Below are 6,805 nucleotides of genomic sequence, written 5' to 3'. Positions count from 1 at the left end.
GCCTCGGCGGCGCGGGCAAGTGCGGCACCGAGCATCACGGCGTCCGCGCCGCAGGCGATCGCCTTGACGATGTCGCCGCTCGTGCCGAGGCCGCCGTCGGCGATGACGTGGACGTAGCGGCCCCCGACTCGTCGAGGTAGTCGCGGCGGGCGGCGGCAACGTCGGCGACGGCGCTGGCCATCGGGGCGTGGATGCCCAGGGCCTGGCGGGTCGTGTGGGCCGCTCCCCCGCCGAAGCCGACGAGCACGCCCGCGGCACCGGTGCGCATGAGGTGCAGGGCGGCGGTGTAACCGGCTGCGCCCCCGACGATGACCGGCACGTCGAGCTCGTAGATGAAGCGCTTGAGGTTGAGCGGCTCGCTGCGGCTGCTCACGTGCTCCGCCGAGACGGTCGTGCCGCGGATGACGAAGAGGTCGACGCCGGCGTCGACGACGGTCTTCCAGTGCTGCTGGGTGTTCTGCGGGCTGAGCGCGCCCGCGACGGTGACGCCGGCGGCGCGCAGCTGACGCAGCCGCTCGGTGATCAGCTCGGGCTGGATCGGCGCGGAGTAGATCTCCTGCATGCGCGCGGTCGCCATCACCGGGTCGAGCGAGGCGATCTCCGCGAGCAGCGGCTCCGGGTCGGAGTAGCGGGTCCACAGCCCCTCGAGGTCGAGCACGGGCAGGCCGCCCGCCTCGCCGAAGGCGATGGCCGTCGCCGGGGACATCACCGAGTCCATCGGGGCCGCGATGACCGGCATCTCGAAGTGGTAGGCGTCGATCTGCCAGTCGAGGGAGACCTCCTCGGGGTCGCGCGTGCGCCGGCTCGGCAGCACCGCGATGTCGTCGAAGGAGTAGGCCCTGCGGCCGCGCTTGCCTCGGCCGATCTCGATCTCGTTCACCCGCCCAGCCTAAAGGGCTTGGCCCTGCGGACCAGAGGGCGCATACTTGCTTGGCCGACGCATGCATCTATCCGCGCGCGGCCAGGGTGGCGACGAGGCCGCTGCCTCCCCCCTTCGCACCATCCCAGGAGACTCCTGTGTCCATATCCACCCATGACCCCTCGCTGCCACAGGAGTACCCCGACAAGATCGACGCCGCCGTGCTCAAGATCGCCGGTGTCGTGGTGCTCGGCTCGATCATGTCGATCCTCGACATCACGGTCGTCAACGTCGCCCTGCCGCACTTCCAGACCGACCTCGCGACCGGTCCGGAGCCGCTGCACTACTCCACCGTCGCGTGGACCGTGACCGCCTACACGCTGGCCCTGGCCACCGTCATCCCGCTCACCGGGTGGGCCGCCGACCGCTTCGGCACCAAGCGGCTCTACCTCGCCGCCATCGCCTTCTTCGTCGCCGGCTCCGTGCTGTGCGCCTTCGCCCCGTCGATCGGCATGCTCATCGGCGCCCGCGTCGTCCAGGGCCTCGGCGGCGGCATGCTCATGCCGCTCGGCATGACGATCATGACCCGCGCGGCGGGCCCGGACCGGATCGGTCGCCTCATGGCGATCCTCGGCGTCCCGATGCTCCTCGGCCCCATCGGCGGCCCGATCCTCGGTGGCTGGCTCATCGACAACGCGCACTGGCTCGGCCGCCCGAGCTGGACCTGGATCTTCCTGATCAACCTGCCCCTGGGCATCATCGCGCTCGTCTACGCGGCCATCGCGCTGCCCAAGGACCACACCGAGCCGACCGAGTCGCTCGACGTCGTCGGCCTGTTGCTCATGTCGCCCGGCCTCGCGCTCTTCCTCTACGGCGTCTCCTCGATCCCCGAGGAGGGCACGGTCAACTCGCCCAAGGTCTACGGCACGGCCCTCGCCGGCCTCGTGCTGATCCTCGCCTTCGGCTGGTGGTCGATGCGCCCCAAGCACCCGCTGCTCGACCTGCGACTGCTCGCCAACCGGCAGTTCTCCATCGCCGCCCTGACGATGTTCCTCTTCGCCGCGGCCTTCTTCGGCGGCCTGCTGCTCATGCCCACCTACTTCCAGCAGGTGCGCGGTGAGAGCACGACCATGGCCGGCGTCCTGATGATCCCGCAGGGTCTGGGCGCGCTGCTGACGATGCCGATCGCCGGCATGCTCGTCGACAAGTACCCCGTCGGCCGCATCGTGCCGGTCGGCATCGCCCTGATCACCGGCGGCATGTTCGCCTTCACCCAGCTGTCCGCCGACGCGAGCTACTGGGGCTTCATCATCCCGGCGCTCTTCGTCATGGGCCTGGGCATGGGCGCGACGATGATGCCGCTGATGACGAGCTCGCTCAAGGCGCTCACCGCCCACCAGGTGGCCCGCGGCTCGACCCTGCTCAACATCACCCAGCAGGTCGCGAGCTCCTTCGGCGTCGCCATCGCCTCGGTCGTCCTCACGCGCGGCTTCGAGGACCGCCCGCTCATCGGGCAGGCGCAGGTCTTCGCCGAGGAGAGCGCCAAGGCGAGCAGCCCGGGCGCCGTCCAGCAGCTCCTCGCGAAGCTGCCCGAGGTCGCCCAGATCATGGGCCAGTACGCCTCGGACCCGCAGGCCGGCGCGGCCGCGCTCATGCACGCCGTGCGCGTCGACATGGCCGAGGCCTTCGCCGCGACCTACTGGGTCTCCGCCTTCATGTGCCTCGCGACCCTCGTCGTCGCGGCCTTCCTCCCGCGCAAGCACGAGGAGAGCCACATGCTCGACGAGGAGCCGGGCGAGAGCGCGCCCGTCCTCATGCACTGAGGCTCTGCCCCACCCCAGACGAAGGGGGTCGCTCCCGGTCTCGGGAGCGGCCCCCTTCGCCGTGCTCGGAAGTTTTTGTGCCGACCACGCAACCGGCCGTACCCGGCGCACGTCTGGTGACATGACGCGGGCCACAGGGGACCGCAGATCACCAGGGGAGCAAGACATGAAGCACGTGCGCACCACCACCACGACCGCCATCACCCTCGCGCTGCTCGCCACCGGCTTCGCTGGCTCGGCGCAGGCCTCCACCAGCGGCGCGGCCGCGGGCCCCAATGCCTGCGAGGGCAAGGGCAGCAGCTGCGTGATCGTCAGCCGGGCCGACATCGACGGTGACGGCACGGCCGACTCGGTGAGCCAGACGCACTGGGGCACCACCGCCGAGGGCGGCGACAAGATCACGACCCGGGTGCACACGGCCGACGGGGAGAAGCTCTACGTCGTCACCGAGACGCAGCGCCGCATGGGCAGCTCGGCCTTCTTCGGCGCGGCGAAGATCGACGGGAGGAGCGGCTACGAGCTCGTCACCAAGACCGACCTCGGCGCCCACACCGCCTACTCCCAGGTTCTCACCTACCGCGACGGGAAGCTCTCGACGCTCCAGGACCCCCGCAGCCGCTACCGCTGGGTGACGGACGGGTCCGTCTGGTCCTCCTACGGCTACAAGCGCACGACGACGAGCACCGGCGCGGTCAAGATGGTCGCCGCCGAGGCGACCCGCCCGCCGGAGGGCGGCTCCTTCCGCCAGACCCTCTACACCACGCAGTGGAAGTACGGCCGCTGGCAGCGCGTCGGTGTGACCACCCGCACGATCAGCGCCACCACCGCCGGCGCCTGGAGCGGCTGGAACGTCCCCTACCTGCCTCGCGACATCTGATCGCAGACCGGCCGCGACGCGGCCACGACGACGGGGTCCGGAATCCACACCGGGCCCCCGTCGTTGGGCAGGATGGACACCACGACGAGGGAAGGAACCCCGCATGCCGAAGCTCAAGAACGTCGCCGTGATCATCACCGCCGCCGAGGCCGCCCGTCAGTGGGCGCACAACAACCCCGAGCAGGCCGCCAAGTTCATCGACACGGCCACCGGCTTCGTCGACAGCCGCACGAAGGGGAAGTACACCTCCCAGATCGCCGGCTTCTCCTCCATGGCGAAGAAGAACCTCACCGGCAGCGAGACCGTGCGCAGCTCGACGGTCCACCCCGACGGCCGACTCTGACCTAGACCTCCGTGGCCTCGAGGACCCGCAGCACGTTGCCGTGCGCGAGGGCCTCGAGGTCGCTGCGGCTCCAGCCCCGCTCCCCCAGCGCGCCGAGCAGGCGCGGATAGCTCGCGACGTCCTCGAGCCCGACCGGCGTCTCGTCCACCCCGTCGTAGTCGGCGCCGATGCCGACGTGCTCGATGCCGACCACCTCGCGCAGGTGCTCGAAGTGCGCGACGACGTGCTCGATCGTCGCGACCGGGTCCGGCACGACGTCGGTGCGGCCGAGCACCTCGTCGGCGCGGGCCTGGTTGACGAACTTCGGCACGACATTGGCCATGACGACCCCGCCGTTGCCCGGGATGCGCTCGAGGACGTCGTCGGGCACGTTGCGCGGGTGGTCGCAGACGGCCCGGGCGCCCGAGTGGCTGAAGAGCACCGGCAACCGCGTCGCGTCGAGCGCGTCGTGCATCGTCTCGGCGCTCACGTGGGACAGGTCGACCATGACCCCGAGGTCGTTCATCCGCGCGACGATCTCGCGCCCGAGGTCGGTCAGCCCGCCGTGCACCCGCTCGTCGGTCGCCGAGTCGGCCCACGGGGTGTTGTCGTTGTGCGTGAGCGTCATGTAGCGCGCGCCGCGGTCGGCGAAGTTGGCCAGGTGCTGCAGCGAGCCGTTGATGCTGTGCCCACCCTCCATACCGATGAGCGCCGCGTGCCTGCCCTCGGCCCACGCGGCGCGGACCTCGGCGGCCGTGCGCGCCGGCACCATCTCCTCGTAGCGGCGGCACATCGCCTCGACGAAGTCGATCTGCTGGTGCGTCGCGACGACCGCGTCCTCACCCTCCATCGAGCACGGCACCCACACCGACCACAGCTGGGCGGCCAGACCCCCTTCGCGCATCCGGGGCAGGTCCGTGTGCAGGTGCGGCTGGGACTCGGCGATGTCGCAGGCCTCGAGGTCGTAGGCCGCCACCTCGCGGTGGTGCCAGGGCAGGTCGTTGTGGCCGTCGAGGACGCGGATGGGCTCGCTGCTCGTCGTCATCGCTCCAGTCAACCATCGTGGCCCGAGCACACGTGCAGGGCCGCCAGCCGGCACCGCTGCGGTGTGGGGCACCACCACATTGCCCGAAGGGGGACGCCTCGCCACGGTGGTCCGCACCAGTGACACCGGCGTCACCGAGGCCGCCGGTGCGAGATCAAGGAGAGCGTCACATGCGTGCACTTCGGGTGGTCGTCGGTTCGGTCCTGCTGAGCGGGGCGATGGTCGCCGCATCGGCGACGAGCTCCTCGTCCGCGCCACCCGGGGCGGCGGGGTCCGGAGCGGCCGGGTCCGGGGCGGCCGGGTCCTGGGCGGCCGCGTCCGGGACGACGGCGAGCGCGGCTGGGGCCCTCACCCAGGTGACCAACTTCGGGACCAACCCCGGCAACCTCGCGATGTACGAGTACGTGCCGGCCGGACTGCCGGCCGGGCGCCCACGGTCGTCGCGCTGCACGGGTGCACCCAGTCGGCTGCGGCCTACCACCAGGGGTCCGGGTGGTCTCAGCTCGCCGACGAGTACGGCTTCGCCGTCGTCTACCCGCAGCAGTCGTCGGGCAACAACGCCAACTCCTGCTTCAACTTCTTCGAGGCCGGCGACACCACGCGCGGTCAGGGCGAGGCCGCCTCGATCGCGCAGATGGTCACGCACGCGCGCTCGTCGCACTCGCTCGGCAGCGACAACACCTTCGTCACCGGCCTGTCCGCCGGCGGCGGGATGACGTCGGCGATGCTCGCGACCTATCCCGATCTCTTCGCCGGCGGGTCGGTCGTCGCCGGCCTGCCCTTCCGGTGCGCGACGTCGATGGTCGACGCCTTCGGGTGCATGAGCAACCCGCCGGACAGGACGCCGCAGCAGTGGGGCGCGCTGGCGCGGGACGGATATCCGGGCCACTCCGGTCCCCGCCCGAAGGTCGCGGTCTGGCACGGCACGTCGGACACGACGGTCGTGCCGGCCAATGCCCGCGAGCTCGTCGACCAGTTCACCGACGTCGCCGGGGTCTCGCGGACCGCGACCGAGACGACGACACTCAGCGGTGGCACGACCCGACGCGCCTACGGCGACGAGGTCGTCGAGTACTCCGTGCAGCGCATGGGCCACGGCACGCCGGTCGACCCCGGCAGCGGTGCCGACCAGTGCGGCCAGGCGGGCGCCTACTTCCTCGACACGATCTGCTCCGCGCGGCACGACGCGGCCTTCTCGGCATCAGCGCCCCGGTCGACCCGGGCGACCCGGGCGACCCCGGTGACCCCGACCCGGAGCCCGGCGCGTGCGTCACCGCGAGCAACTACGACCACACCGTGGCCGGCCGCGCCCACCAGTCCGGCGGGATGACCTTCGCCAACGGCTCCGGCGACGCCATGGGCCTGTGGAATGTCTTCACCACGACCGAGCTCGAGGAGACCGCTCCCGGCTACTGGGAGGTCGGCTGCTGACCCGCTCCGGGGTGCATGCTGGGGACATGCGCCCCGGAGCCCACAACGCCATCACCGACGTGCCCGGCGTCCGCGTCGCCCACGCCACCCGTGACGAACCCGGTTGGCTGACCGGCACGACAGTGGTCGTCCCGCCGGTCGGGACACGGCCGGTGTCGACGTGCGTGGTGGTGGGCCCGGCACCCGCGAGACCGACCTGCTCGACCCGCGCAACCTCGTCGACGCGGTCGACGCGATCGTGCTCTCCGGGGGCAGCGCCTACGGCCTCTCCTCCGCCGACGGGGTGGTCGCCGCACTCGCGGACGAGGCCGCGGCTGGCCGTCGGCCCCGGCCGCGAGGTCGTGCCGATCGTGCCCGCGGCATCATCTTCGACCTCGGCCGCGCGGGCGCGTGGCGCCACCACCCGGGGCCGACGAGGGTCGGGCCGCCTACCTCGCGGCGAGCAACG

At 71.7% G+C, this 6,805-nt stretch carries 7 protein-coding genes and 2 pseudogenes; 7 read left to right on the top strand and 2 right to left on the bottom strand.

Annotated elements, in window-relative coordinates; genetic code table 11:
- A pseudogene (locus tag AC2W7J_RS14025) lies at window positions 1–880 on the bottom strand (GuaB3 family IMP dehydrogenase-related protein); the annotation flags it as partial.
- Between the two features lie 137 nt (window positions 881–1,017).
- Here AC2W7J_RS14025 and AC2W7J_RS14020 point away from each other — a divergent pair.
- The 3 genes from AC2W7J_RS14020 (at window position 1,018) to AC2W7J_RS14010 (ending at window position 3,902) form a co-directional block, all read left to right on the top strand.
- The gene (locus tag AC2W7J_RS14020) at window positions 1,018–2,682 is read left to right on the top strand and encodes a DHA2 family efflux MFS transporter permease subunit (protein WP_485983132.1); all 1,665 of its coding nucleotides are present in this window, start codon (window positions 1,018–1,020) and stop codon (window positions 2,680–2,682) included.
- Between the two features lie 175 nt (window positions 2,683–2,857).
- A complete protein-coding gene (locus tag AC2W7J_RS14015) occupies window positions 2,858–3,559 on the top strand; it encodes a hypothetical protein (RefSeq protein ID WP_485983131.1) in 702 nt (233 codons plus the stop codon).
- Window positions 3,560–3,662: 103 nt separating this feature from the next.
- Window positions 3,663–3,902, top strand: coding sequence for an antitoxin (locus AC2W7J_RS14010; protein ID WP_427801352.1), 240 nt, complete (start codon window positions 3,663–3,665; stop codon window positions 3,900–3,902).
- 1 nt (window position 3,903) lies between these two features.
- On the opposite strand, the gene AC2W7J_RS14005 is transcribed toward AC2W7J_RS14010, so the two are convergent.
- Entirely contained in the window at window positions 3,904–4,926 is a 1,023-nt protein-coding gene (locus AC2W7J_RS14005; protein WP_485983130.1) for a dipeptidase, read from the bottom strand.
- Window positions 4,927–5,032: 106 nt separating this feature from the next.
- Between AC2W7J_RS14005 and AC2W7J_RS14000 the strand changes: the two genes are divergently transcribed.
- The 4 genes and pseudogenes from AC2W7J_RS14000 to AC2W7J_RS13985 all read left to right on the top strand — a co-directional run.
- A complete protein-coding gene (locus AC2W7J_RS14000) occupies window positions 5,033–6,256 on the top strand; it encodes an extracellular catalytic domain type 1 short-chain-length polyhydroxyalkanoate depolymerase (protein WP_485983128.1) in 1,224 nt (407 codons plus the stop codon).
- Window positions 6,223–6,357, top strand: a complete 135-nt coding sequence (locus AC2W7J_RS13995; protein ID WP_485983126.1) for a hypothetical protein — start codon at window positions 6,223–6,225, stop codon at window positions 6,355–6,357. Before AC2W7J_RS14000 ends, AC2W7J_RS13995 begins: the two co-directional genes overlap by 34 nt.
- A 26-nt stretch (window positions 6,358–6,383) precedes the next feature.
- Window positions 6,384–6,455: pseudogene (locus AC2W7J_RS13990) on the top strand (hypothetical protein); the annotation flags it as partial.
- 5 nt (window positions 6,456–6,460) lie between these two features.
- On the top strand, window positions 6,461–6,805 hold a 345-nt coding region (locus tag AC2W7J_RS13985), incomplete at its 3' end, for a P1 family peptidase (protein WP_485983124.1).

It is taken from the genome of Janibacter sp. CFPM2_SD2, from assembly GCF_057364645.1.
The sequence above is the reverse complement of the archived record's forward strand: the minus strand, read 5'-3'. Positions and strand labels throughout refer to the sequence as shown.